This window comes from Burkholderia sp. E168m22, assembly GCF_001319805.1.
GTDB classification, from domain to species: domain Bacteria; phylum Pseudomonadota; class Gammaproteobacteria; order Burkholderiales; family Burkholderiaceae; genus Burkholderia; species Burkholderia orbicola.
In genome coordinates this window covers 1-23,089 of the sequence record NZ_BBSK01000077.1, presented here as the reverse complement: position 1 = coordinate 23,089, position 23,089 = coordinate 1, and the positions used below count along the sequence as shown (strand labels likewise).

General features: G+C 68.0%; 24 protein-coding genes and 2 pseudogenes. 13 read left to right on the top strand and 13 right to left on the bottom strand.

Going from position 1 to position 23,089, the window contains the following annotated elements:
• Window positions 1-4 precede the first annotated feature (4 nt).
• Complete coding sequence (locus AP428_RS17790) at window positions 5-391, bottom strand: DUF350 domain-containing protein (RefSeq protein ID WP_006480820.1); 387 nt, start codon at window positions 389-391, stop codon at window positions 5-7.
• 121 nt (window positions 392-512) lie between these two features.
• On the opposite strand from AP428_RS17790, the gene AP428_RS17785 reads away from it, so the two are divergent.
• The 6 genes from AP428_RS17785 to AP428_RS17760 all read left to right on the top strand — a co-directional run bounded on the left by AP428_RS17785 (window position 513) and on the right by AP428_RS17760 (window position 6,210).
• On the top strand, window positions 513-2,027 hold the full coding sequence (locus AP428_RS17785; protein WP_011547260.1) for a polyamine aminopropyltransferase: 1,515 nt from the start codon (window positions 513-515) through the stop codon (window positions 2,025-2,027).
• Window positions 2,027-3,646, top strand: coding sequence for an NAD(P)/FAD-dependent oxidoreductase (locus AP428_RS17780; RefSeq protein ID WP_011547259.1), 1,620 nt, complete (start codon window positions 2,027-2,029; stop codon window positions 3,644-3,646). Before AP428_RS17785 ends, AP428_RS17780 begins: the two co-directional genes overlap by 1 nt.
• 124 nt (window positions 3,647-3,770) lie before the next feature.
• A complete protein-coding gene (locus tag AP428_RS17775) occupies window positions 3,771-4,532 on the top strand; it encodes an N-acetylmuramoyl-L-alanine amidase (RefSeq protein WP_011547258.1) in 762 nt (253 codons plus the stop codon).
• Between the two features lie 54 nt (window positions 4,533-4,586).
• Entirely contained in the window at window positions 4,587-4,976 is a 390-nt protein-coding gene (locus AP428_RS17770) for a lysozyme inhibitor LprI family protein (RefSeq protein WP_011547257.1), read from the top strand.
• A 65-nt stretch (window positions 4,977-5,041) separates the two neighbouring features.
• Window positions 5,042-5,620: a hypothetical protein gene (locus AP428_RS17765; RefSeq protein WP_011547256.1), complete on the top strand. Its 579-nt coding sequence runs from the start codon at window positions 5,042-5,044 to the stop codon at window positions 5,618-5,620.
• Window positions 5,621-5,670: 50 nt separating this feature from the next.
• A complete protein-coding gene (locus AP428_RS17760; RefSeq protein ID WP_012339659.1) occupies window positions 5,671-6,210 on the top strand; it encodes a GNAT family N-acetyltransferase in 540 nt (179 codons plus the stop codon).
• Here the strand turns inward: AP428_RS17760 and AP428_RS17755 are convergent.
• Window positions 6,190-7,125, bottom strand: a complete 936-nt coding sequence (locus AP428_RS17755; protein ID WP_011547254.1) for a LysR family transcriptional regulator — start codon at window positions 7,123-7,125, stop codon at window positions 6,190-6,192. The two genes, AP428_RS17760 and AP428_RS17755, sit on opposite strands and share 21 nt — an antisense overlap.
• 144 nt (window positions 7,126-7,269) lie before the next feature.
• Here AP428_RS17755 and AP428_RS17750 point away from each other — a divergent pair, with 144 nt between their 5' ends.
• Complete coding sequence (locus AP428_RS17750) at window positions 7,270-8,448, top strand: FAD-dependent oxidoreductase (protein WP_011547253.1); 1,179 nt, start codon at window positions 7,270-7,272, stop codon at window positions 8,446-8,448.
• A gap of 23 nt (window positions 8,449-8,471) precedes the next feature.
• Here AP428_RS17750 and AP428_RS17745 read toward each other — a convergent pair whose 3' ends face one another.
• The 3 genes from AP428_RS17745 to AP428_RS17735 form a co-directional block, all read right to left on the bottom strand.
• Window positions 8,472-9,818 carry a glutamine synthetase family protein gene (locus AP428_RS17745; RefSeq protein ID WP_011547252.1) on the bottom strand — a complete coding sequence of 449 codons (1,347 nt, stop codon included), beginning with the start codon at window positions 9,816-9,818 and terminating at the stop codon, window positions 8,472-8,474.
• 157 nt (window positions 9,819-9,975) lie between these two features.
• The gene (locus tag AP428_RS17740; protein ID WP_011547251.1) at window positions 9,976-10,533 is read right to left on the bottom strand and encodes a helix-turn-helix domain-containing protein; all 558 of its coding nucleotides are present in this window, start codon (window positions 10,531-10,533) and stop codon (window positions 9,976-9,978) included.
• Between the two features lie 22 nt (window positions 10,534-10,555).
• Window positions 10,556-11,845 (bottom strand): FAD-binding oxidoreductase, encoded by a 1,290-nt coding sequence (locus tag AP428_RS17735; protein ID WP_011547250.1) that lies wholly within the window; start codon window positions 11,843-11,845, stop codon window positions 10,556-10,558.
• A 286-nt stretch (window positions 11,846-12,131) separates the two neighbouring features.
• On the opposite strand from AP428_RS17735, the gene AP428_RS17730 reads away from it, so the two are divergent.
• The 4 genes from AP428_RS17730 (at window position 12,132) to AP428_RS17715 (ending at window position 15,473) form a co-directional block, all read left to right on the top strand.
• Window positions 12,132-12,365 carry a DUF2945 domain-containing protein gene (locus AP428_RS17730; protein WP_011547249.1) on the top strand — a complete coding sequence of 78 codons (234 nt, stop codon included), beginning with the start codon at window positions 12,132-12,134 and terminating at the stop codon, window positions 12,363-12,365.
• Window positions 12,362-12,946, top strand: coding sequence for a DUF488 family protein (locus AP428_RS17725; protein WP_006480810.1), 585 nt, complete (start codon window positions 12,362-12,364; stop codon window positions 12,944-12,946). Before AP428_RS17730 ends, AP428_RS17725 begins: the two co-directional genes overlap by 4 nt.
• 120 nt (window positions 12,947-13,066) lie before the next feature.
• Complete coding sequence (locus AP428_RS17720; RefSeq protein ID WP_011547248.1) at window positions 13,067-13,804, top strand: sulfite exporter TauE/SafE family protein; 738 nt, start codon at window positions 13,067-13,069, stop codon at window positions 13,802-13,804.
• 289 nt (window positions 13,805-14,093) lie between these two features.
• Window positions 14,094-15,473: an amino acid permease gene (locus AP428_RS17715; protein ID WP_011547247.1), complete on the top strand. Its 1,380-nt coding sequence runs from the start codon at window positions 14,094-14,096 to the stop codon at window positions 15,471-15,473.
• Between the two features lie 33 nt (window positions 15,474-15,506).
• Here the strand turns inward: AP428_RS17715 and AP428_RS17710 are convergent, their stop codons facing one another.
• The 7 genes and pseudogenes from AP428_RS17710 to ftrA all read right to left on the bottom strand — a co-directional run bounded on the left by AP428_RS17710 (window position 15,507) and on the right by ftrA (window position 21,865).
• Window positions 15,507-16,085 (bottom strand): NnrU family protein, encoded by a 579-nt coding sequence (locus AP428_RS17710; protein ID WP_011547246.1) that lies wholly within the window; start codon window positions 16,083-16,085, stop codon window positions 15,507-15,509.
• A 312-nt stretch (window positions 16,086-16,397) separates the two neighbouring features.
• The gene (locus AP428_RS37460; protein ID WP_041489365.1) at window positions 16,398-16,748 is read right to left on the bottom strand and encodes a hypothetical protein; all 351 of its coding nucleotides are present in this window, start codon (window positions 16,746-16,748) and stop codon (window positions 16,398-16,400) included.
• A gap of 35 nt (window positions 16,749-16,783) precedes the next feature.
• Window positions 16,784-17,047 (bottom strand): annotated as a pseudogene (locus AP428_RS37455) (TfoX/Sxy family protein); the annotation flags it as partial.
• A complete protein-coding gene (locus AP428_RS17695) occupies window positions 17,044-18,153 on the bottom strand; it encodes a malate/lactate/ureidoglycolate dehydrogenase (protein ID WP_011547244.1) in 1,110 nt (369 codons plus the stop codon). The pseudogene AP428_RS37455 and the gene AP428_RS17695, both read right to left, overlap by 4 nt.
• A 60-nt stretch (window positions 18,154-18,213) precedes the next feature.
• A complete protein-coding gene (locus AP428_RS17690) occupies window positions 18,214-19,668 on the bottom strand; it encodes a M20 family metallopeptidase (protein ID WP_006480804.1) in 1,455 nt (484 codons plus the stop codon).
• Window positions 19,669-19,745: 77 nt separating this feature from the next.
• The gene (locus AP428_RS17685; protein ID WP_011547243.1) at window positions 19,746-20,816 is read right to left on the bottom strand and encodes a nitronate monooxygenase family protein; all 1,071 of its coding nucleotides are present in this window, start codon (window positions 20,814-20,816) and stop codon (window positions 19,746-19,748) included.
• Window positions 20,817-20,902: 86 nt separating this feature from the next.
• Window positions 20,903-21,865, bottom strand: a complete 963-nt coding sequence (ftrA, locus tag AP428_RS17680) for a transcriptional regulator FtrA (protein WP_011547242.1) — start codon at window positions 21,863-21,865, stop codon at window positions 20,903-20,905.
• 114 nt (window positions 21,866-21,979) lie between these two features.
• On the opposite strand from ftrA, the gene AP428_RS17675 reads away from it, so the two are divergent.
• Window positions 21,980-22,399: a rhodanese-like domain-containing protein gene (locus AP428_RS17675; RefSeq protein ID WP_011547241.1), complete on the top strand. Its 420-nt coding sequence runs from the start codon at window positions 21,980-21,982 to the stop codon at window positions 22,397-22,399.
• 90 nt (window positions 22,400-22,489) lie between these two features.
• On the top strand, window positions 22,490-22,816 hold the full coding sequence (locus AP428_RS17670) for a superinfection immunity protein (RefSeq protein WP_006480800.1): 327 nt from the start codon (window positions 22,490-22,492) through the stop codon (window positions 22,814-22,816).
• 15 nt (window positions 22,817-22,831) lie between these two features.
• Here the strand turns inward: AP428_RS17670 and AP428_RS17665 are convergent.
• Window positions 22,832-23,089, bottom strand: a pseudogene (locus AP428_RS17665) (cytochrome P450); the annotation flags it as partial.

Genomic DNA, 23,089 nt, shown 5'->3' with positions numbered 1-23,089 from the left:
TGCGTCAGGTCAGGCAGGCGGCATTGATGATGCCGACGACGAGCGACGCGGTGCCCATCAGGCCGCCCATCGCGACGTTGCGATCCTCGATCGCATGATTCATGCCGGGCATCACGCGCGTCAGCACCGCATAGGTGATCAGTTGCACGATCATCGCGCCGACGGCCCAGATCACGACTTCGCCGAGCGTCGAGTTGTGCGCGATGCTGGATGCGAGCGTCAGGCAGAAACCGATCAATGCGCCGCCGAACGACAGCGTCGCGGCCGCGTTGCCGTCGCGGATCAGCGCCAGTTCGTCGAACGGGGTGACCTTCAGGTACACTGCCGCGAACACGAGAAGCAGCACGAACGCCGACAGTAAATGAACCGCATAAAGATAGGCACTATTCATTCTTTTCCTCGGATTTTGTGCTCGGTTCGCCGCCCCGTCGCCGGCCGGCCCGCACAGGGCCGCCAGACGAAAATCCGCGCCAGTATATCCACATTGCCGAACACTGCACAACGGATGCGCGATGCTGCATAAGCGTGCGCTCGTCCTGTCGATTCTCGTGCTCGCGTCGTGCGGGCTCGGCTACGAACTGATCAGCAGCGCACTGTCGAGCTATCTGCTCGGCGACTCGATCCTGCAGTTCTCGTCGGTGATCGGCTGCTACCTGTTCGCGATGGGGATCGGCTCGTGGCTCGCGAAGTTCGTCGAAGACGACGACGTGCTCGACCGCTTCGTCGACATCGAGCTGCTCGTCGGCCTGCTCGGCGGCGTGTCGGCAGCGCTGCTGTTCGTGGTGTTCGCATGGCTCGCCGCGCCGTTTCGCGCGGCGCTTTACGCACTGGTGCTCGCGCTCGGCCTGCTGATCGGGATGGAGATTCCGCTCGTGATGCGCGCGTTCCAGCAGCGGCGCCAGGCGTTCCGCCATACCGTCAGCGAGGTGCTGACCTTCGACTATCTCGGCTCGCTCGCCGTGTCGCTGATCTTCCCGCTGGTGCTCGCGCCGCGCCTCGGCCTGCTGCGTACGAGCTTCCTGTTCGGTCTCCTGAACGCATTCGTCGCATTGTGGACGACCCACCTGTTCCGCGACGAGATCCGCAACGTGCGCGGCAAGCTGATGCGTGCGTCGCTCGTGATCGGGCTGCTGGTCGCCGGGTTCGCGCTGTCGGATCGCATCACGCACTGGGCCGAACACGGCGTGTACGGCGACGAGACGATCTACTCGGAAACGACGCCGTACCAGCGCATCGTGCTCACGCAGTGGCACGACGACATGCGACTGTACCTGAACGGCAACCTGCAATTCTCGTCGCGCGACGAGCACCGCTATCACGAGGCGCTGATCCATCCGGCGATCGAGGCACTGCCGTGGGCGAAGCGCGTGCTCGTGCTGGGCGGCGGCGACGGCCTCGCGGTGCGCGAACTGCTCAAGCACCGCAACCTCGAGCAGATCACGCTCGTCGATCTCGATCCGGCGATGACGAAGCTGTTCTCGACGTCGGCACCGCTCGTCAAGCTGAACCAGGGTGCGCTGAAGGACCCGCGCGTGCACGTGATCAACGACGACGCGGTGCGCTGGCTCGAATCGAATGCCGACGTGTACGACGCGATCGTCGTCGATTTCCCCGATCCGACCAATTTCGGGCTCGGCCGCCTGTATTCGGTGCCGGTGTTCCGGCTGCTGGCGCGCCACCTGTCGGAGAACGGTTACACGGTGATCCAGTCGACGTCGCCGTATTTCGCGCCGCACGCGTACTGGACCATCATCGCGACGCTGCACGAAGCCGGGCTCAACACGTGGCCGTACCACTGCTACGTGCCGTCGTTCGGCGACTGGGGCTTCGTGATCGCCGGCAAGCGCCGCGACTTCACGGTGCCGACGCATTACTCGGTGCCGACGCGCTGGCTCGATGCGCAAACGGCCGCCGAGATGTTCCACTTCCCGGCCGACATGCCGGCGCTGTCGATGTCGCCGAACGAACTCAACGACCAGCCGCTCGTGCGCCGCTTCGACGACGACTGGAAGCACGTGCTGCGCTGATGGATCGCCGCACGTTCCTCGTCGCGTCGGCAGCCGCGTCGCTCGCCGCATGTGGCCGCACCGGCTGGATCGAGACGACGCCGCAGGTCGGCTACCCCGGCATGCGCGAAGGCCATGCGCTGCGCGACCATGCCACGCTGCCCGCGCCGTCCGGCACGATCGAGACGGATGTCGCGATCCTCGGCGCCGGCGCGGCCGGGCTGTCGTGCGCATGGCAGCTCGCGCGCGCGGGCCATACGCGCTTCACGGTGCTCGCCGGCCCCGAATTCGGCGGCAACGCGGCCGGCGGGCACTTCGGCGACCTCGGCTATCCGAAGGGCGCACACTATCTGCCGCTGCCGTCGCTCGAATCCGCCCATCTGCGCGACATGCTCGCCGATCTCGGCGTGATCGAATCCGCGCCGTTCTCCGTGCGCCCCGTGTACGACGAGCGTGCACTCGTCCACGCACCGGACGAACGCCTGTTCATCGGCGGGCAGTGGCAGGACGGCATCGTGCCGACCACCGGCCTCGACGCCGACGCGCTCGCGCAGCAGGCGCGCTTCTTCGCGTACACGGACGGGCTGCGCACCGCGCGCGGCGCCGACGGCCGCAAGGTGTTCTGCATCCCGATCGCGGAATCGTCGCGCGACCCGCGCTGGCGCGCACTCGACCGGCGTTCGTTCCGCCAGTGGCTGCGCGACGAAGGCTATACCGCGAAGGCGCTGCACTGGTATCTGAACTACTGCTGCCGCGACGATTACGGCGCCGGTTACGAGCATGTCTCCGCCTGGGCCGGCCTGCACTACTTCTCGTCGCGTGGCGGTCATGCGGGCGATGCGAGTGACGGCGCGGTGCTGACCTGGCCCGACGGGCTGCACACGATGGTGACGAAGCTGAGCGATTCGATCACCGCGCGCACCGGCTCGAACGCGTGGTCGCGCGATGGCTTCGCGGTGCGCGCGACCGAACGCGCGGGCGGCGTCGATGTGCTGTGCGCACGCGTCGGCCATGACGGCACGCTGTCGACGTTCACGCTGAAGGCGCGCCGGGTCGTGTGCGCGATGCCGCTGTTCGTCGCGGCGCGCGTGTTTCCGCAGCTTGCCACGTACGGTTTCGAACCCGCGCGCGACCTGCCGCCGCGCGCGCCGTGGCTCGTGTCCAACTTCCTGCTCGACGGCATGCCGGCCGAGGAAGCGGGCGTGCCGCTCGCGTGGGACAACGTCGTCTACGACGGCGCGGGGCTCGGCTACGTCGTGTCGACGCATCAGTTGATCCGGATGTCGCCGCCGACGCGCTCGGTGTTTTCCGCCTATCAGGCATTGAGCACGCAAACGCCGGACGATACGCGCCGCTGGCTCGCGCAGGCGAAGCCCGACGCATTGCGCGAGCAGGCGGCGCTCGACCTGCAGGCCGTGTACGGACGCGAGCTGTGGAAGCATGCGACCGCGCTCGAGATCACCGTGCGCGGCCATGCGATGGCGACGCCCGACGTCGGCTTCCTGAGCCGGCCGGGGCTGCTCGCACTGCGCGATGCCGATGGCCCCGTCGTATTCGCGCATGCCGACCTGTCCGGGTTGTCGCTGTTCGAGGAAGCGTCGTACTGGGGCATGCTGGCGGCGCATCGCGTGCTCGCCTGACAGCCGTCGCGCGTCATTGCGGCGTCGCCGCCACCCGCTATAATCGCGCGACATTCCGACTGCATTGAGCAGGCCGACGGTGGCGCGCCGTTCGACGCGCCGTACGCCCTTCTCGACAACAACAATGACGAACCGAACCCTCCGACGCCTTCCGCTCGTGCGCGCCGCCGCGCGCGTGCTCGCGTGCGCCCCGCTGCTCTGCGCGCCGCTGGCGCTGCACGCGGCCGACGTCGCCACCACGACCGTTACCGAGCCCGCGTCCGGACACTACATCGTCGTCGATACCGGCCATACACCCGCGCATCCGGGCTCCACCGGTGCGAGCGGCCGCGTCGAATACCTGTACAACCTAGATCTGTCCGGCGCGGTCGCCGACAAACTCGCCGCGCACGGCGACCGCGTGCTGCACACGTCGGCGGACGGCCGCGAGATCAAGCTCGATCAGCGCTCGACGCAGGCGCCCGATGCGAACCTGTTCGTGTCGATCCATCACGACTCGATGCAGCAGCAGTTCATCGACGCGGGCCGGCAGCGTGAATTCCGCGGCTTCTCGGTGTTCGTGTCGGAGCGCAATCCTCACTATGCGGAGAGCCTGCGTTGCGCGAAGGCAATCGCCGAGCGGCTGGTCGCGGCCGGCGAACGGCCGTCGCTGTATCACGCGCAGCCGATCCGCGGCGAGAACCGCCCGCTGATCGACCCGCAACTCGGCATCCACCGCTTCGACGATCTCGTCGTGCTGCGCACCGCGCCGATTCCGGCCGTGCTGGTCGAAGCCGGCGTGATCGTCAATCCGGACGAAGAAGCGCGGCTCGCGCGGCGCGAGACGATCCAGCGCCTGTCCGCCGCGATCGCAAGCGGCATCGACGCGTGTACGACGCCCCAATAAACGACGGCATTTCCCGTCGGATTCAACGGTTTTCACCCAGCCAGGAGCCTCACCATGAAGAAAAAGAATCTGCTCGCATCCTGCGCGTTGCTCGCGCTCGCCGTTCCGTTCGCCGGGCACGCAGCCGGTTGCGGAAAGCCGCGCAGCGCGTTCGACCAGGTGTATTGCACGAGCACGCAGTTCTCGCAATCCGATCGCGATCTCAACGACGAATACGGCCGGCTGCGCAAGCAACTGAGCGGCGACCAGCAGGCGACGCTGAAGACCGGCCAGCTCGCGTGGCTGAAACAGCGCGACGCGCAGTGCAGCGAAACGCGCGGCAGCAGCTACCTCGTCGATATCCAGTGCGCGAACGACATGACGCAGTCGCGGCTGTCGTTCCTGCGCGAACGTGAGCGCGAATGCTCGAGCACCGGCTGCGTGACGTCGAAGCTCGGCGAGTAAGGTCGCCACGCGTGCCGTGCCGCGAAGCACGTCGCGGCACGGCACGCTGCTCGAAAGGAACGACGATGCGGCATGAATTCTCCGAAGTCCTCAACGATCTGATCGACTATTTTCTCGTCGGCGATCTTCTGCTGCTGAAACGGTACAAGGACGAACACGGGCTGCCGGACGACGTCGCATCGGCGTTCACGACCGGCGACAGCGGCGACCACGCGGTGCTGGAAGGCATCGTCATTCCGCTGGCTGGCATCGAGAATCATCCGTATACGGTCATCTTCACGCTGGACGACGACACGCCTGAATTGCTGAAAGCAGGCAGTCGTCTGCAGCATCGGCGCGGCGGATACGTATTGCGCGTCGAGCATCGTGCGGTGATGCTCTACACGTGGCGCATTCTCGAACGTTTCACCGACGACACGGTGAATGCGCTGCTTGCGCGCTATCGCGAACCGGGCCGGCCCGTCATTGAAGTCGACAACGGCTGGTACGACGTCGAGATCCTCGGCGGAGAAATCGCACGCGACGGCTGGTTCGAACCCGCGTTCGAGTTCGTGCTGAAGAAAACCGATGCACCGGGCGACGCATCGCACGTGGACATCCACTACCGTTTCGCCATCGAAGGTAGTCTGGGTCCGGCAGCGTGAATCCGGCGGGCAGCAGCGCGGCATACGGCAACCGGCCACACGGGAGGCACATGGCACCGAACACGACGACGATCGACATCCGTGCAGCCACTTCTGCCGATGCACCGGCCATCGCCAGCATCCACGTCGCGTCGTGGCAAGCCACTTACACGGGCATCATGCCGGCGCAGTTCCTCGCCGACCTGTCGGTCGAAAAACGCACGGCCGCGTGGCGCGAGACGCTCGACGCGGGACGACCGCACGTCGCGCTCGCCTTCGCGAACCACGCACCGACCGGCTGGATCGCGTACGGGCCGACGCGCGACGCCGACAAGGACGGTGCGTGGGGCGAAATCGAAGCGATCTATCTGCACCCGTCGCATTGCGGGCAAGGGATCGGCGCGCGGCTGGTCGACCATGCATGCCGAGCGCTGCACGACGCGGGTCATGCGTCGGTGTCGCTGTGGGTGCTCGCCAAAAACCGTCGAGCGAGGATGTTCTACGAACGCGAAGGTTTCGTCGCCGAAGCCGACATCAAGACCTTCGAGATCGACGGTACGCCGATCGAGGAAGTGCGGTACTGGCGCGCCCTACCGAAGCGGTCTCGATGACGGCAGCGCCTCCTCCGTCGCCAATCGTTGCTGCATCAGCTGCAGCAACGCGCGAATCTTCGCGTTGACCGAATTCCGGCTCGCGTAAGCGGCATGCAGCTGCAGCGGCGCCGGCGCCATCTCCAGCGGCACGCGCACCAGCCGCCCTTCGGCAAGCTCCACCGCGCACGCGCGTTCGACCAGAATCGCGAAGCCGATCCCGTTCACCGCCGCGAGGCCCGCCATCTCGCCGCTATTGACGCGATATCGGCTCGCCACCGGAATCTTGTGAATCCGTCCGTCGCGATCGGCGAATTGCCACGGCTGCCCTTTCAGCGTGCTCAACGTCGTGATGCACGGCAACTGCTTGAGCTGCTCCGTCAGGCCTGGCATCCCGACCCGCGCGACCAGTGACGGCGCGGCCACGACGACGCTCGGCAAACTCACGAGCGGCCTGACGACGAACGCGCTGTCGTCCAGCTTGCCGCGATTGACGATGATCGACAGGTCGATATCGTCGCGCAGCGTCGACACGCCAGCGAGGCTGGTGTCGCAGTCGATCTCGACACGCGGATGGTGGCTCGCGAATTCCGCGACGATCGGCCCCAGCATGCGCGGCCCGATTTCGCCCGGGACGCAAAGCTTCAGCACGCCGCGCAATTCCGTTTGCTGCGACGTCAGCTCGCATTCGGCCTGCGTCAGCGCGTCGAGCATCGGCCGCGCACGCTCGTGCAGCAGCCGCCCGGCCTCGGTCATCCGCAGGTGGCGCGTGCTGCGCTCGAGCAAACGCACGCCGAGCCGCGACTCCAGTTGCGCCACATAACGGCTCACGTTGGAACCCGGCAGCGCGAGCACGCGCGCGGCGCCGGCAAAGCTGCCTTCATCGACGACCGTCACGAACACACGCACCGCATTCAGATCCAGCTTGCTACGCATCATTATCCCGTTCGAGGTATCAAAGCCTGCCGATTTCCATGGCTTATCCCGCCAGAGACCATAATTTACGATGCTCATCCCGTCAATGCGACGCCCGGGCACGCACCCGCGGCCAGCGTTCGCACGACACAGGCAAGGAGCGTCATGAACATTGCAATCCTGGGCGCCGGCGTGGCCGGCATGAGCACCGCACTCGCGCTCGCCGGGCGCGGCCACGAGATCCGGCTGTACGAACGCAGGCCGGCGGAATCGACGATGGGCGCAGGCGTGGTGCTGTGGCCGAATGCCGGCTTCGTCCTCACCCAGCTCGGCGTGCTGCCGGACATCGTCGAGGCCGGCGGCCGCCTGCATGCGATGCGGCGCATCGACCGGCACGGCACCCTGCTCAAGGCCACCGAGATCGGCGCGCTCGACCACCGGATGGGCTTCCCGACGGTGTCGATCCTGCGGCGCGACCTGCAGGCCGTGCTGACCCGGCACCTCGCCGCGCGCGGCATCGAGGTCCACTTCGGCCACGGCGCAACGGCCATCGATACCGGCGCGGACGGTCGCGCCGTCGTTCGCTTCGACAACGGCACGACGATCGCCCCCGATCTCGTGATCGGCGCGGACGGCCGCATGAACTCCGTCGCGCGACGTCATGTGGTCGGCGACAATACACCCGTCTATCAGGGCTTCGTCAACTGGATCGGCATCGCGCAAAGCAATGCGCCGCTGGTCGACGAAGTGTCGATATTCGATTACTGGGGCACGCGCGAACGCTTCGGCATCGTCGCACTGGACCGGCATCGCGTGTACTGGGCGGCGGCATGGCCGGAAGCCGACGGGTGCGATGCGGCGGAAGACGATCCGCACGGGATGCTGGAACGGCGCTTCGCGCCGTGGCCGGCGCCCATCACGGACGTGATACGTGCGACGCCAGCGGACACGCTCACGAAGATCCGCGTGCACGATCTGGACCCGGTCGACGTATGGCACCGCGGCAACGTACTGCTGATCGGCGACGCCGCGCACGCGCCGCTCCCGACCTCCGGACAAGGCGCCTGTCAGGCGCTCGAAGATGCGTGGCATCTTGCCCGGTGCCTCGACGAATACGATTCAGCCAACGGCGGCGCTCTCGATGCAGCGCTTGCGGCGTTCACGCTGCGGCGCAGCGGGAAAACCGCCTCGATCACCGAGCGTGCGCGTGAATTCGCGCACCTGTTATTCAGCGACGACGTGAGCGACAGCGCCCGACAACGGATCGATCCGGTCGCCGAAATCGAAGCGCTGACGAACGCGTGGGGCGCGCACCTGCCGATGGAACAGGCGCGCGGACGATAAGCCGTGCGGACGGCGGCATCGGCTCACAGAAACCACCGATACTCCCGCGCGCCGATCTCGTTGCGAAAATCCAGCTCCTCCTGCCGCTTGTTCTCGCAATACACCATCACGAATTCGCTGCCGAGCCCGTCGCGCACGGCCGGATGATCCTGCATCGCGGCGACCGCCGACAGCATCTCCTTCGGAAAATCGATGCCGCTGCCGCGATCGTCGTTGAGCGGCGCGATCGGTTCGCTCTTGGCATCGAGCCCGTGCTCCATCCCCGACAGAATTGCCGCGAGCACCAGGTACGGGTTCGCATCGGCGCTCGCGAGCCGGTGCTCGATCCGCAGGTTGCGCGCATCCGACTCGGGAATGCGGATGCACGCGTCGCGATCCTCGAAACCCCAGCTCGCGCGGCTCGCCGCGTTCACCATCGACCCGTAGCGGCGGAACGCATTGTGATTCGGCGCGAACACGGGCATGCAATGCGGCAGCAGCGCGAGGCAGCCGGCCACCGCATGCCGCAGCGGCCGCTGATCGTCCGCCGCAAGCAGGTTGTTCCCGGCATCGTCGTACAGGCTCACGTGCACGTGCATCCCGCTGCCCGGCGCATGCAGGTACGGCTTGCCCATGAAGCTCGCGCGATAGCCGTGCTGCAGCGCGACGCCGCGCGTGCTGCGGCAGAACATCGCCGACCAGTCGGCCGCGCGCAGCCCGTCGTCGCAATGGCCGAAATTGATCTCGAACTGGCCGGGCCCGAGCTCGGCCGTGATCACGGTCGCGTCGATCCCCTGCGCGCATGCGACGTCGACCATCTCGTGCAGCACGTCGGAGAAACGCGACAGCCGCTCGATATGCATGTTCGGCTGATCGTCGCGATCGTCGGACAGGCGGTCGCGCGGATACTTCGGCATCCCCTCCTCGAGCTGCGCGGCGAACAGGTAGAACTCGAGCTCGAACGCGACGACCGGCCGGATGCCGCGCCGCGCGAGCCGCTTCAGCACCCGCGCGAGCACCTCGCGCGGCTCGAACTCGACCGGTGAATCGGTGCCATCGGTCGTGATCAGCATCTGGCCGAGCGGCTGCTTCTCCCAGGTCACCGGCTTCAGCGTGCCGGGAATCAGCCGGCGCACGGCGTCCGGGTCGCCGTCGTTGAAACAGTAGTCGCCGATCTTGTAGAGGCCGCCCTGCGTGCCGAGCAGGATGCAGTTCTGCGGCAGCTTCAGCAGCGAACCCGCCGCGACCTTTTCGAGCGCATCGATCGGATAGCGCTTGCCGTAGAAGTGCCCGGGCAGGTCGAGGCAGATCAGGTCGACATAACGGATCTCGGGGTGCGCCTGCCGGAATGCGCGGACTTCACTGACCAGCGCGGGAACGACGTCAGCCATGTCTCATCCTTTCCATGTCTTGTATGGCGGTGCCGCGGCGCGGCGAACCGGATTCATGCGACGCACGGGGCAACGCATGCCGCATGTCGATCAGTAGTGCAAACAGGCTACGTGACGAGGCGACCAGCACTTCAGCCCGCCCCGCCGACCACTCAACTCAGGTGAATACCCAAATCACGCGCGTCGGCGCATCAGTCAGGTTCGCGTAACGGAAGCGCTTGTGCGCGGGAAGCTGGAATGCATCGTTCGGACCGAGCGTGACCGGCGTGTCGTCGCCGTCGATCCAGATCGTCAGTTCTCCTTCGAGCACGAAGCCGCCCTGCTCGTCGCTGTCGTCGACCGGCCGCTCTCCGCTGCTGGCGCCCGGCTCGAGATGGCTTTCGAGGATCGAGAAGCGCGCACGCATGTTCGGCGACACGAGGATGTCGGTAATGCCGGCCGCGTAATACACGGTGCGCCGCTCGTCGGGCCGCGTGACCCACCGCACGCTGCGCGGCTTGCTCAGGCTGTAGAAATACGTGGTCGGCACGCCGAGCGCCTCGCCGATCGCGGTGAGATCCGCGACCGTCGGGCGCGACAGCCCGCGCTCGACCTGCGACAGAAAGCCGACCGAGCGGCCGATCCGTTCGGCGAGATCGTTCAGCGTGACCTTGCGATGCTTGCGCAGGTCGCGGATCAGAATCGCCAGACTTTCTATCTCTTCCTGTTCATTCATGATGTGATGGATTCCGATGCAATCAGACGGTATCGCGCAGACGGTACCAGGCCTTGCCGATCGCTTCGAGCGGCGCGGCCAGCCGGTCGCCGCCGGGAAAGCGCGGGTTGCGGATGCGCTGGTACTGCGCGAGCAGGCGTGCGTCGCCGAGCACGGCGTCGGCCACCGCACGCGCGCCGGCGAGCGTCGGCAGCACGCCGTGCCCCGAAAAGCCCTGCAGCCAGAAGCGCTGTCCGTGGCGGCCGATGTCCGGCGTGCGGCGCATGCTGATGTCGATGTGACCGCCCCACGCGTAATCGAGCGGCACGCCGGCCAGTTGCGGAAACACGCGTTCGAGGTGCGGGCGCGTCGCCGCCGCGATATCGGCCGGGATGCCGCCGAGATACGTGCAGCCGCCGCCGAACAGCAGCCGGTTGTCGGGGCTCAGGCGGAAGTAGTCGGGCACGAACTGGTTGTCGATCACGCAACTGTTGCGCGGCAGCAGCGCATGCGCGACGTCGGCCGCGAGCGGCGCGGTTGCAACCTGATATGTGCCGACCGGCAGCAGCCGGCGCGCGAGGTCGCGGTCGAGCCGGTCGACGTACGCATTGCAGGCGAGCACCAGCACGTCCGCGCGCACTTCGCCACGCGCCGTGCGGGCGACGTAGCCGCTGGCCGTCTCGCGCCAGTCGAGCACGCGGCTCCGTTCGAAGATGCGGCCGCCCGCGCGCTCGATCGTCCGTGCGAGGCCGAGCGCGAGCTTCAGCGGGTTCAGGTGGCCGGCCTCCGGATCGTGGAGCGCCGCGAGATAGCGCGTGCCGCCGATCCATTCGGGCATCTCGTCGCGCTCGATCATGCGCAGCCGATCATAGCCCCAGCGTTCGGCCGCCTCGTCGCGCGCGTGCGCCAGCATCGCGACGCGCCGCGGCCGCACCGCGGCCCACAGGCTGCCGGGCCGGTAGTCGATGTCGAAACCGTGCCGCGCCGGCAGTTCGCGCACTTCGGCCGCCGCCCAGCGCATGCTGTCCCACAGCAGGCGTGCGCCGTCGCGGCCGAGCGCATCCTCGAGCGGCTGCATGTCGCACGACCAGCCGAGCAGCGCCTGTCCGCCGTTGCGGCCCGATGCGGCCCACGCGACGCGGCTCGCTTCGAGCATGACGACGCGCTTGCCGGCCAGCGCGAGCCGCAGCGCCGTATGCAGCCCGCTGAAGCCCGCGCCGACGACCAGCACGTCGGCATCGACGCGCTCGTCCAGCGCCGGCCGATGCGGGATCGGCGCCGGGTAGGTGCCAGCGTAGTAGCTGGCGACGTGACGGTCGGACTGCACGAACATGCGGACTCCCGTGAAAATTACGCCGAGAAATTTCATGAAAAACTAGCATGACAATTTCACGCGGGCAAGCGGGAGGATCGACGCCCGTGTCGTCATTGAAATGAAAGGCACACCAATTGCACATGCAGCCCCGGGTCGCCCCGTCACCGTCCGTGTCTTTTACCGTGTGCGGTCGCGGCCGATAATGAATCCATGCACGTTCTCCCTCGCGGCCGGCTTCCCGGCGCGCACTGCCAAAGCCGCGAGGGCCAACCCACCGCGCATCGACACAAGGAGGCACCGCGGCATGACCACGCCATTCAGGCTGGGCGACCACGTCCGCTGGAATTCCGAAGCCGGCTACGTGACCGGCACGATCATCGCGATCCACACCGCCGACTTCGACTACAAGGGGCATCGCCATCGCCATCGCGCGTCGCCCGACGATCCGCAGTACGAGATCAAGAGCGACCGGACCGACCACGTCGCCGCGCATCGCGGCCGCGTACTCGAACGCATCGCCGGCAAGGACGACGCATGACGCTCCCGTTCTACACGATCGGCCATTCGAACCGCACGCTCGACGAATTCGTCGACCTGCTCGATGCGGTCGAGATCACGCTGCTCGCGGATATCCGCAAGATGACGCGTTCGCGCACCAATCCGCAATTCAACGAAGCGACGTTGCCGGACGCGCTCGCCGCCGCCGACATCGCGTACGAACACATCGCCGAACTCGGCGGCCTGCGCGGCAAGTCGCACGGCGTACCCGACGACGTCAACGATTTCTGGACGAACCGCAGCTTTCACCGCTACGCGGATTACGCGCTGTCGCCGGCGTTTCATGCGGGCCTCGACCAACTGATCGCCCAGGGGCACGAGCAGCGCTGCGCGATCATGTGTTCGGAAGCCGTGTGGTGGCGCTGCCACCGGCGTATCGTGTCCGACTACCTGATCGCGCGCGGCGAAACGGTGCTGCACATCATGGGCCGCAACCGCGTGGAGCTCGCGCGGCTGACGGCCGGCGCGGTGGTCCGGGACGACGGCACGATCGTCTATCCGAATGTCGACGACGACCACGACGACGCCGCACCGGCCAAAGGTGCCCAACCGGACGCGTGACGTCACGCACCCGCGTGCGCACCGGCTTCCGGCGGCCGCGATCCTGCATTACCATCGTGCGACCGTCATGCCTACGCTCGTCCGGCAAGCGGGCTCCCCCACCTCTTCCGTTGCGCACCAATGCTCGCTCTCGTCATCATCGCCGGCCTGTGGGCCGGCCTGCAGAACGCCCTCGCGGGTGGCGGTTCGTTCGTCACGCTGCCCGCACTGATCGTGTCGGGGATGTCGCCGCTCGCGGCCAACATCACGTCGACGGTCGCCCTGTTCCCCGGCCAGGTGACGACGGGCTGGGCGAGCCGCAACATGGTGAGCGGCGTGGGCAGGCTGCCGTTTCGCGCCCTGTTCGCGATCAGCGTGGCCGGCGGCGCGCTCGGCGGCCTGCTGCTGCTGAAAACGCCGTCGTCGATCTTCTCGCATCTGGTGCCGTGGCTCGTGCTGTTCGCGACGATCGTGTTCGCGTGGGGCAGTTTCTTCCGCAAGCCGGGTGCCGGCGCGCAACATCTCGGCCCGGTCGCGGCCGGGGTCTCGCAGTTCCTGATCGCGATCTACGGCGGCTACTTCGGCGGCGGCATCGGGTTCCTGATGATGGCCGCACTGACGATGGCCGGCCTGCCGCCGCGTCACGCGATGTCGACCAAGAACGCGCTCGCGGGCGTGATGAACGCGTCGGCGGTCGTGCTGTTCGTCACCTCGCCGCACCTGCACTGGCGCGCGGCGATCGCACTCGGCGGCGGCGCAATCGTCGGCGGCCTGCTCGGCGCGTGGGCGCTGCATCGCGTGAACGAACGCGTGCTGCGCATCGCGATCGTCTGCATCGGCGCGCTGCTGACCATCGGGTTGTTCGTCAAACCGATCTGAGCCCACGCTCATCCTGCCGCGACCGCGGCAATTGATGAGCAAACCGCAAGACGTCTTTCGCATATCTCGTTTGCCGTCGCGGCCACGTCCGACCACAATCCGGGTTGTCGCGATCATCGCCCTCTCGCGGGCACCGACCGGCACACCGTGGCCGCCATCCCGATTCACCGCCGGCGGCCCGCACATCGCGTCACACACGCTCCCTCGACATCGGCGCCCCCGCAGCGGCGGAACGCCTGCCGCCGTGCCGCCCGATACGTTCCCGGCCAACAATAACTAGAGGTAGGAGATGCAGGACAACACGTTGAGGCAGAGCCTCAAGCAACGGCACATCACGATGATCGCGCTCGGCGGCGTGATCGGCGCGGGCCTGTTCGTCGGCTCCGGCGCGATCATCGCAACGGCCGGCCCCGCGGCAATCCTGTCGTACCTGATCGGCGGCGTGATCGTCACGCTGGTCATGTTCATGCTCGGCGAAATGGCGTCCCGCAATCCCGACAGCGGCTCGTTCTCCACGTACGCGAGCAGCTACCTCGGCGAATGGGCCGGCTTCGCGGTCGGCTGGCTGTACTGGTTCAAGTCGATGATGACGATCACCGTCGAAGCGATCCTGCTCGGCGCGATCCTCCACGATTTCCTGCCGTGGCTGCCGGTCTGGGGCGGCGCGCTGTTCATGCTGGTCACGCTGATCGCGAGCAACGCGTACTCGGTGCGCTCGTTCGGCGAAGCCGAATACTGGCTGTCGTTCGCGAAGGTCGCGACGATCATCGTGTTCATGGCGCTCGGCGCGTCGATCCTGCTCGGCTTCCAGCCGCGCATTCCCGCACCGGGGCTCGTGAACCTGACCGATCACGGCGGCTTCATGCCGAACGGCATCTCGCCCGTGCTCGCCGGCGTGATGGTCGTGATCTTCTCGCTCGGCGGCAGCGAGATCGCGGCGGTGGCCGCGGGCGAATCGGAAAACCCGAGCAGGAACGTGATCCGCGCGATCAAGAGCGTGATCGTGCGCGTGATGGTGTTCTACGTCGGCTCGGTGTCGATCCTGATCCTGTGCATGCCGTGGACCGACAAGGCCAACCTGAAATCGCCGTACGTGTCGCTGTTCGGCATGGCGGGCTTCACGGGCGCCGCCGTCGCGATGAAGATCGTGCTGTTCGTGTCGTTCATGTCGGTGATGAACTCGTTCCTGTTCTCGAACTCGCGCATGCTGTTCTCGCTGAGCCAGCGCGGCCACGCGCCGGCGATGTTCGGCCGCACCAACGCGAAGGGCGTGCCGATGAACGCGCTCGTGCTGTGCCTCGCCATCTGCGTGTCGATCCTGGGCATTCACTTCGTGAGCGGCGGCGATCTGTTCCTGATGCTCGCGAAGAGCAGCGGCGCGTTCGTGATGATCGTGTGGATCTTCATCGTCGTCGCGCATTTCGCGATGCGTCGGCAGACGAAGCACGAGCAACGCGACCCGACGGCGTTCCGCGCGTGGTTCTATCCGGTGTCGAACTGGGTCGCGCTGCTGGCGCTGGTGGCCGTGCTGGGGTCGCAGGCGTTCAACCCGGATTCGCGCTTCCAGTTCTGGTTCACGGTCCTGACGGCGCTCGCGATCGTCGCGGCGTACTTCCTGCGGCGCAGGCAACCGTCGTTCGGGCAGGCCGCCGGCGCGAAGAGTCGTTGACCGCCGGCAGGCCGACCGGCGTGCGCGTTCCGTTCAGCCGAACGGCCGCACGCCGATCAGCGGGCCGTGCAAGAACCGCGCGAACACGGCCCACGCGACGAGTCCAGCCACGACAGTCGCGACGTCGCCGGCCAGCCCGCCGGCCGGATAGCGGACACCGTCGCGGCGATCCCTCGCACGCGACACGACGAAATCGACGATCGACCACACGAAGAACGCGCCGAACAGCACGACCGCGTGCACGGTGCCGTTCACGAGCAGGTGCGCGACCGCCCAGACCATCGTGCCGGCCAGCATAGGATGCCCGACGAGCGTCTTGATCCGGTTGCGCGGCACATACGACGCGGCGATCAGCACGAACGCGACCGCGGTCAGCATGCCCGTCAGGTGGCGCACGCCGACCGGCGACACCCACAGCAGCGTCGCGCCCGCGCGGGCGATCCCGTACCCCCAGATGATCAGCACGAAGCCGACGATCGACGCGATCGCGTAACCGCCCTTCCAGCCCTTCTCGCCGATCCGCTCGATCGTCGCGGACCGCCAGCCGTCGGCGACGATCCGGATCGAGTGCACACCGAGGAAGATCGCTAAACCGAGAATCAGGACGAGCATCGGCTGTCTCCGTCTGGAATGATGAGTGGGGAAGCGTGCCGCGCGGCGTACGGTGCGCCGTTCGCGGGGCCGGCGACGAGGCCGGCGCGGGTCGCGCGAGGCACGGGCGCAACCCGCGCCGATCATAAACGCCGGCGGCGCGGTTGTGAAGCATGCAGGACGTGCGGGGCGTCAAGCTCGATGCGTTCGGGCGCCGGATCGTGCGCGCGAGTCGGCCGCGCAGCGTACGGGTCGGGAGCGACAGGCGAGTCGGAAAGTAAGGAAAGCGAAAATCGCGAGGTCGTCGCTCCTCGTGATGGGGACTACGTCTGCTTACGCTTCGCCACGCGTTTCGGTGCCGGTGCGGGCGATGATTTCGATGCCGGTTTCGGTTTCTGCGCCGACGCCGGTTTCGATGTGGATTTCGCCGCCTGCTTCGTTTTCTGGGCCGACGCGGGTTTCGTTGCCGGTTTTGTTGCAGGCTTCGTCGCCGGTTTCGATAGGGGTTTCGTTGCCGGTTTCGTTGCCGGGTTCGTTGACGATTTCGACGCCGGTTTCGGCGCAGCCTTCACTGCAGTTTTCGGCGCGGCTTTCGGCCCCGCCCCAGATACCGTCTTCGACGCCGCCCTCGCCTTGCGCTTCGGCGGCCCGGCCAGCAGCGCCGCGCGATACGCGCTGCGACACCAGTCGAACAGCGCACCCGCGTCCTCGAGCACGTCGGCCGGCGTTTCGTAATAGCCCTCGAGCGAGACGGTGCGCGTAGGCCGCGCATACGAGAACGGCCCCATCCCGGCCGCGACGAACGCCGGCCGGTTCACATCGTCGACCCGCAGGAACAGCGACCCGCGCGACATGAAGCCGAACATCACGCCGTCGAGCCGCAACGCCGCGCCGCTGAAGAACCGTGCAACGGCGACCGTACCCAGCGGCGCAAGCTGATACGCGATTTCCTCGCCGTGCGCCTTCTCCGCCTGCCAGCTCATGCGGATGCCTCGCAGCGTCGCGTCCACGCATCGAGCTCGGCCGCGTCGAAACCGACGGCCGCCGCGCTCTCGCGAATCTGCCGCCACGTCGTACGGTCGACCGGAATACCCGACGTGCCGCGCGCGGCACGGCTCGCCTCTTCCGGTTCGCCGGGCACCTGCACCGGGGTATCGCCGGCCTGCGGCGATGCCTTCGCCCACGCGACGAACGCATCGGCTTCGCATTCGGCGTCGGCCGCGTCGAACGCTTTCGGATCGATCAGCACCGACAGCATCCCGTTGACGATCGCGCTCGTCTTCTGCAGCGTATCGCCGTAGGTCGTATGCCCGCCCACCAGCGCGCCGCCGAAGATCTCGCACATCGCCGCGAGCGCATACCCCTTGTGCAGCCCGAACGGCAGCAACGCGCCGAACGGCTGCTCGTGCATCACGGCCGGATCGTCGGTCGGCTGGCCGCGATGGTCGATCAGCGACCCGGCCGGCACGCGCTTGCCCTGGTTGTACGCGACCCGCGTCTTGCCGTACGCGATCGCGCTCGTCGCGAAATCGAGCAGCAGCGGCGGCTTGCCCGCGCGCGGATACGCGGCGCAGAACGGGTTCGTGCCGAAACGCGGATCGGTGCCGTGCAGCGGCGCGACCAGCAGGTCGCCCGGCACGTTGACGAAATGGAACGACACGAGCCCCGCGTGCGCGCACTGCTCGGCCCAGTGCCCGATGCGGCCGAGGTGATGGACGTCGCGCAGCCCGATCGCGCAGATCCCCATGCGCCGCGCGCGCTCGATCCCTTCGACCATCGCCTCGAACGCGATCACCTGGCCGAAGCCGCGCCCGCCGTCGATCGTCAGCACCGCGCCGCCATCGCGAACGATCGACGCGTGCCCGTTCAGCTGCAACTGCCCTTCCCGCCACGACGCGACGTAATTCGGGATCATCCCGATCCCGTGCGAATCGTGGCCCGCGAGATTCGCGCCGACCAGGTGATCGGCGACGAGCGTCGCTTCGCGCGGGTTACTGCCGGCCCGTTCCCAGAGTGCCGCGACGAACGCATGCAGCGGTTCGGCGCGCATGCGCAGCGGTGCGGTATCGGGCGTCGGCAGTGCGGTCATCGGCAACACTCCATCCAGTCGGTTCGGGTCGGGCAATCGGTACGTCCGATGCTGCGACGATCAGCGCGCGGTCGCGATCACGTCGGCCACCGCCGCCGTGAGCTTCTTCGCGTACGGCACGTGCAGGAACTCGTTCGGGCCGTGCGCGTTCGACTTCGGCCCGAGCACGCCGCACACCATGAATTGCGCGGCGGGAAAGCCTTCCTGAAGCACGTTCATCAGCGGGATCGTGCCGCCGAGGCCCATGTACGCGCAGTCGGCGCCGAAGTGGCGGCGCGATGCGGCGTCGAGCGACGACGCAAGCCACGGCGCGAGATCCGGCGCGCTCCAGCCCGTCGCGGCGCCGGCGTCCGGCTTGAACGTGACCTTCGCGTTGTACGGCGGATCGAGTTCGAGCAATTCCTTCAGCTGCTGCACCGCCTGCGCGGCGTCGACGAGCGGCGGCAGCCGCAGCGACAGCTTGAACGCGGTACGCGGACGCAGCACGTTGCCCGCATCGGCGAGCGCCGGCATGCCGGCCGCGCCGGTGACCGACAACGACGGACGCCACGTCGAATTCAGCAGCGCCTCGCGCGGGTCGGTCGTGGTCGGCAGCACGGGCTTGCCGTCCTGGCCGCACGCCCAGGGCAGCCCCTTCCATACCGTGTCGCCGAGGATCGCGGCGGCGGCCTCGGCTTCGCGCACGCGGCTCGACGGAATCTCGCAATGGAACGCGCCCGGCAGCAGGTTGCCGTTCTTCGCGTCCTCGAGGCGCTCGAACAACTGGCGCATCACGCGGAAGCTCGACGGCGCGATGCCGCCGTACACGCCCGAGTGGATGCCCTCTTCCAGCACCTCGACCTGCAGGTCGCCGGACACCAGGCCGCGCAGCGACGTGGTGAGCCACATCTGGTCATAGTTGCCGGCGCCCGAATCGAGGCACACGACGAGCGAGACCTGCCCGAGCCGGTCGCGCAACGCGTCGACGTACGGCAGCAGGTCGTAGCTGCCCGACTCCTCGCAGGTCTCGATCAGGCCGACGCAGCGCGGCCGCTCGATGCCCTGCTCGTCGAGCGCGCCGAGCGCCGCGAGGCTCGCGTAGATCGCATAGCCGTCGTCCGCGCCGCCGCGGCCGTACAGCTTGCCGTTCTCGAACTTCGGCGTCCACGGGCCGAGGTCCGCGCGCCAGCCGTCGAATTCGGGCTGCTTGTCGAGGTGGCCATACAGCAGGATCGTGTCGGTGCTGCCCGAGCGCGTGGCCGGCGACTCGAAGAAGATCACCGGCGTGCGGCCCGGCAGGCGCACGATTTCGAGCTTCAGGCCCTTCACGGGTTGCCGCTCGGCCCACTGCGCGGCGTCGGTGACGACGCGCTCGAGATAGCCGCGCTTGGCCCAGTCGGGGTCGAATGCGGGGCTCTTCGCGGGGATCGCGATGTAGTCGGTCAGCGCATGGAGGATTTCATCGTTCCACTTGCGCTCGATGAAGGTAACGAGCTTGTCATGGTCGAGGACGGGGGTAGTGTCGACGGAAGTCATGGTGGGGTGCCTGGATCGGGCTGACGAAAACCCAGATCATACGCCGATGCTCCCCTGCCGGCGCCCCGCCTGGCCGTTCAGCCAGCGTTCGGAAACGCGTCGCGCAGCCCGGCCGCGCAGGCGAGCGCGTCGCGCCACAGCCGTCGCGTGAGCTCACCCGCATCCTCTTCGCGCGCGAGCGCCGCGGCCTCGCCCGACCACAGCAGCGAGAAATCGTCGCGGCCCTGCCGCTCGAACGCGCCGCGCAGCGGATCGACCGCGGCCGTCGCGAGCGGAAACGCGGGCGCGAGCGCACTCATCGGCCCCTGTTCCCGCATGAAGCGCGTCAACAGCCCGCGCGCGGGGCGGCCCGTGTACAGGTTGGTGATGCGCGTACCGTCGTCGCGGGCGGCGCGCACGGCCGCACGATGCTGGGCCGAACGACCGGCCTGCGGCGTCAGCAAATAGCCGGTGCCGATCTGCACCGCGCTCGCGCCGAGCGCGAACGCGGCCGCGATGCCGCGCCCGTCGGCGATCGCACCGGCCGCGATCACCGGCGCGCGTACGGCATCGACGATCTGCGGCAGCAACGCGAACAGGCCCGGCTGCGCGTGGATATCGTCGGTCAGGAACATCCCGCGATGGCCGCCGGCCTCCGCCCCCTGTGCGACGATCGCGTCGACGCCGCGCGCATCGAGCCAGCGCGCCTCCTCGACGGTCGTCGCGGACGACACCACCTGCGCGCCCGTGCGGCGCACACGGTCGAGCAGCGTGTCGTGCGGCAGTCCGAAGTGGAAGCTCACGACGGCCGGCCGCAGTTCCTCGACGACCGCGCACATCGCATCGTCGAACGGCGCGCGGCCGGGGCCGCCTTTCACGTCGGCCGGGTCGAGCCCGGCTTCCGCGTAGTAGCCGGCGAGCGCCGCGCGCCAGCGCGCATCGACCTCGGCATCGGGCGCGGGCGGCGCGTGGCAGAAGAAATTCACGTTGAACGGCGCGGCCGTGCGCGCACGGATCGCCGCGATCTCGTCGCGCAACTGCTGCGGGCCGAGCGCCGCGCACGCGAGCGAACCGAGCCCGCCGGCTTCGCACACGGCGATCGCGAGCGGGCTCAGCGAGCCGACCATCGGGGCCTGGATCAACGGCAAACGGGAAGGCAGCATCGTCATCGGAATCCCTTTTAGTATGAGTGGCCCTCGCCACATCGGTGGTGCTTTTCATCGTCGCGCACGAGCGGCCGCACCGAGCGCGCCCGCTACGTGCCGCCGCGATCCATCCCGCGCCGGTACGCGGCCGGGCTCGTCGCCGCGACGCGCCGGAAATGCCGGCGCAGCGATTCCTCGGAACCGAACCCCGCGCGCGCCGCGACCTGCGCAAGCGACAACGCGGGCTGGGCTTCGAGCATGTCCTTCGCGACGTTCACGCGTTCGCGGATCAGCCACGCGAGCGGCGACATCCCCGTCGCATCCGCGAACTGCCGTTGCAGCGTGCGCGTGCTCATCGCGGCCTGCGCGGCCAGCGACGCGAGCGTGTGCGGCTCGGCCGCATGCGCGCGCATCCAGTCGATCAGCTTCGCGAGCCGGTCGGTGCCGCCCGGTGCGACCGGACGCGGCACGAACTGCGCCTGTCCGCCGTCGCGATGCGGCGGCAGCACGAGGCGCTGCGCGACGCGGTTGGCGATCGCGCCGCCATGATCGCGGCGCACCAGATGCAGCAGCATGTCGAGCCCCGCCGCCGAGCCGGCCGACGTGACGATCTGCCCTTCGTCGACGTACAGCGCATCGGGATTCACGCGCAGCGCCGGATAACGCGCCTGCAGACGTTCCGCATACCGCCAGTGCGTCGTCACGGTAAGGCCGTCGAGCACGCCGGCCGCCGCCAGCACGAACACGCCCGAACAGATCGAGCAGAGCCGCGCGCCGCGCCGGTGCGCGGCCCGCAGCTTCTTCAGCAGCGGCTCGGGCGGCAGTTCGTCCGGATCGCGCCAGCCGGGAATCACGATGGTGTCCGCGCGATCGAGCGTCGCGAGCCGGTAAGGCGCGGCAACGGTAATGCCGCCCGCCGCGCGCACGGGCCCCGGCTCGCTCGCGCAGACCGCGAAGCGATACCAGTCGACGCCGAGTTCCGGACGCTCGAGCGCGAACAGTTCGACCACGCAGCCGAATTCGAACGTGCAGAGGCGATCGTAGGCGAGCGCGACGACGAGATGATTGTGCATGGCGCGATGTTACCGGAACTTGTCGATCGCGCCACTGCCGCGAAACGGGCCGAACCGCGATACTGCCCCTCATTGCGGCGCGTCCCGTGCCCGCTCAACCAGGAGAGCCCGACCATGTCCCATGTCACCGACGTCCCCGCCGCCGACAACGCCGCCGCCCTCGCGCATTTCGAGGCCTCGCTGCGCTTCGAGACCGATTGCTGGGACGTGCACGACGCCTTCGCGTCCGGCACGCCCGATTTCGTGCTGCTCGACGTGCGCGGCCCCGACCAGTTCGCCGCCGGCCACGTGCCCGGCGCGCGCAACCTGCCGCGCCGCAAGATCATCGAAAGCAAGCTCGCCGGTTATCCGGCCGATACGCTGTTCGTCGTCTACTGCGCGGGGCCGCACTGCAACGGCGCCGCGCGCGCGGCGATCCAGTTGGCGCGCCTCGGCCGCCCGGTCAAGCTGATGATCGGCGGCGTGACGGGCTGGCTCGACGAAGGTTTCGCGCTGAGCAACGACGTGCAGCCGGTGGACGCCGAAGCCGCCTGATCGTCACCAAAAGCGCAACAATCAATTGCCGGCACACAAACGGAAAAAGCGCGACAATCAGCCTCATTGCAGTTCGGACGGAGCAGCACCATGCATGATGCAGTCCTGATTCAAGTGGCCGGTTCAGTCGCGGCGATCGCGCTCTATTTCCTGCCGGCCGTCATTGCCGACCGGCGCGGCCGGCACGACAAGCTGACGATCGCGATGTTCAACGCGCTGTTCGCGTGGACGGGCATCGGCTGGCTGATGACGCTGTACTGGGCGTGCCAGCCGAACCCGCGCACCGACGTCGCGCAAACGATCCTGGCAAAGCGCCGCGGCGTCAGCATGCGGACCTTCTCGACCGGCCTCGTCGAACGCGTGCAGCGCCGCGTCGCCGCCCAGGAGCAATGGGCGGAAAAGCAAGGCTGCCGTTAAGTCCCGCCTTCCCCTTCACCGATTCGCGTCGAACTTCGGCATCCTGACGTTGGTCGACGCGCGGTAATCCCACTTCAGTGCGTCGCGCGGCGGCCAGCCGCCCGCGCGCAACCGCGCCGCGAACGCCCCCGCCGTCACTGCCCGTGCGATCCGCTCGCCCGGACACCCGTGCGGCCCCGTGCCGAAGCCGAAATTCGGCCCCGCCGGGCGGCCGGGCGTCAGCCGGTGCGGATCGCGATGCACGGCGGATCGCGGTTCGCCGCAGCCAGCACG

Excerpts from the sequence above, each read along its gene's own strand:
- AP428_RS17790 (WP_006480820.1), bottom strand. The coding sequence starts at position 391 with ATGAATAGTGCCTATCTTTATGCGGTTCATTTACTGTCGGCGTTCGTG.
- AP428_RS17785 (WP_011547260.1), top strand. The coding sequence starts at position 513 with ATGCTGCATAAGCGTGCGCTCGTCCTGTCGATTCTCGTGCTCGCGTCG.
- AP428_RS17780 (WP_011547259.1), top strand. The coding sequence starts at position 2,027 with ATGGATCGCCGCACGTTCCTCGTCGCGTCGGCAGCCGCGTCGCTCGCC.
- AP428_RS17775 (WP_011547258.1), top strand. The coding sequence starts at position 3,771 with ATGACGAACCGAACCCTCCGACGCCTTCCGCTCGTGCGCGCCGCCGCG.
- AP428_RS17770 (WP_011547257.1), top strand. The coding sequence starts at position 4,587 with ATGAAGAAAAAGAATCTGCTCGCATCCTGCGCGTTGCTCGCGCTCGCC.
- AP428_RS17765 (WP_011547256.1), top strand. The coding sequence starts at position 5,042 with ATGCGGCATGAATTCTCCGAAGTCCTCAACGATCTGATCGACTATTTT.
- AP428_RS17760 (WP_012339659.1), top strand. The coding sequence starts at position 5,671 with ATGGCACCGAACACGACGACGATCGACATCCGTGCAGCCACTTCTGCC.
- AP428_RS17755 (WP_011547254.1), bottom strand. The coding sequence starts at position 7,125 with ATGCGTAGCAAGCTGGATCTGAATGCGGTGCGTGTGTTCGTGACGGTC.
- AP428_RS17750 (WP_011547253.1), top strand. The coding sequence starts at position 7,270 with ATGAACATTGCAATCCTGGGCGCCGGCGTGGCCGGCATGAGCACCGCA.
- AP428_RS17745 (WP_011547252.1), bottom strand. The coding sequence starts at position 9,818 with ATGGCTGACGTCGTTCCCGCGCTGGTCAGTGAAGTCCGCGCATTCCGG.
- AP428_RS17740 (WP_011547251.1), bottom strand. The coding sequence starts at position 10,533 with ATGAATGAACAGGAAGAGATAGAAAGTCTGGCGATTCTGATCCGCGAC.
- AP428_RS17735 (WP_011547250.1), bottom strand. The coding sequence starts at position 11,845 with ATGTTCGTGCAGTCCGACCGTCACGTCGCCAGCTACTACGCTGGCACC.
- AP428_RS17730 (WP_011547249.1), top strand. The coding sequence starts at position 12,132 with ATGACCACGCCATTCAGGCTGGGCGACCACGTCCGCTGGAATTCCGAA.
- AP428_RS17725 (WP_006480810.1), top strand. The coding sequence starts at position 12,362 with ATGACGCTCCCGTTCTACACGATCGGCCATTCGAACCGCACGCTCGAC.
- AP428_RS17720 (WP_011547248.1), top strand. The coding sequence starts at position 13,067 with ATGCTCGCTCTCGTCATCATCGCCGGCCTGTGGGCCGGCCTGCAGAAC.
- AP428_RS17715 (WP_011547247.1), top strand. The coding sequence starts at position 14,094 with ATGCAGGACAACACGTTGAGGCAGAGCCTCAAGCAACGGCACATCACG.
- AP428_RS17710 (WP_011547246.1), bottom strand. The coding sequence starts at position 16,085 with ATGCTCGTCCTGATTCTCGGTTTAGCGATCTTCCTCGGTGTGCACTCG.
- AP428_RS17695 (WP_011547244.1), bottom strand. The coding sequence starts at position 18,153 with ATGACCGCACTGCCGACGCCCGATACCGCACCGCTGCGCATGCGCGCC.
- AP428_RS17690 (WP_006480804.1), bottom strand. The coding sequence starts at position 19,668 with ATGACTTCCGTCGACACTACCCCCGTCCTCGACCATGACAAGCTCGTT.
- AP428_RS17685 (WP_011547243.1), bottom strand. The coding sequence starts at position 20,816 with ATGACGATGCTGCCTTCCCGTTTGCCGTTGATCCAGGCCCCGATGGTC.
- ftrA (WP_011547242.1), bottom strand. The coding sequence starts at position 21,865 with ATGCACAATCATCTCGTCGTCGCGCTCGCCTACGATCGCCTCTGCACG.
- AP428_RS17675 (WP_011547241.1), top strand. The coding sequence starts at position 21,980 with ATGTCCCATGTCACCGACGTCCCCGCCGCCGACAACGCCGCCGCCCTC.
- AP428_RS17670 (WP_006480800.1), top strand. The coding sequence starts at position 22,490 with ATGCATGATGCAGTCCTGATTCAAGTGGCCGGTTCAGTCGCGGCGATC.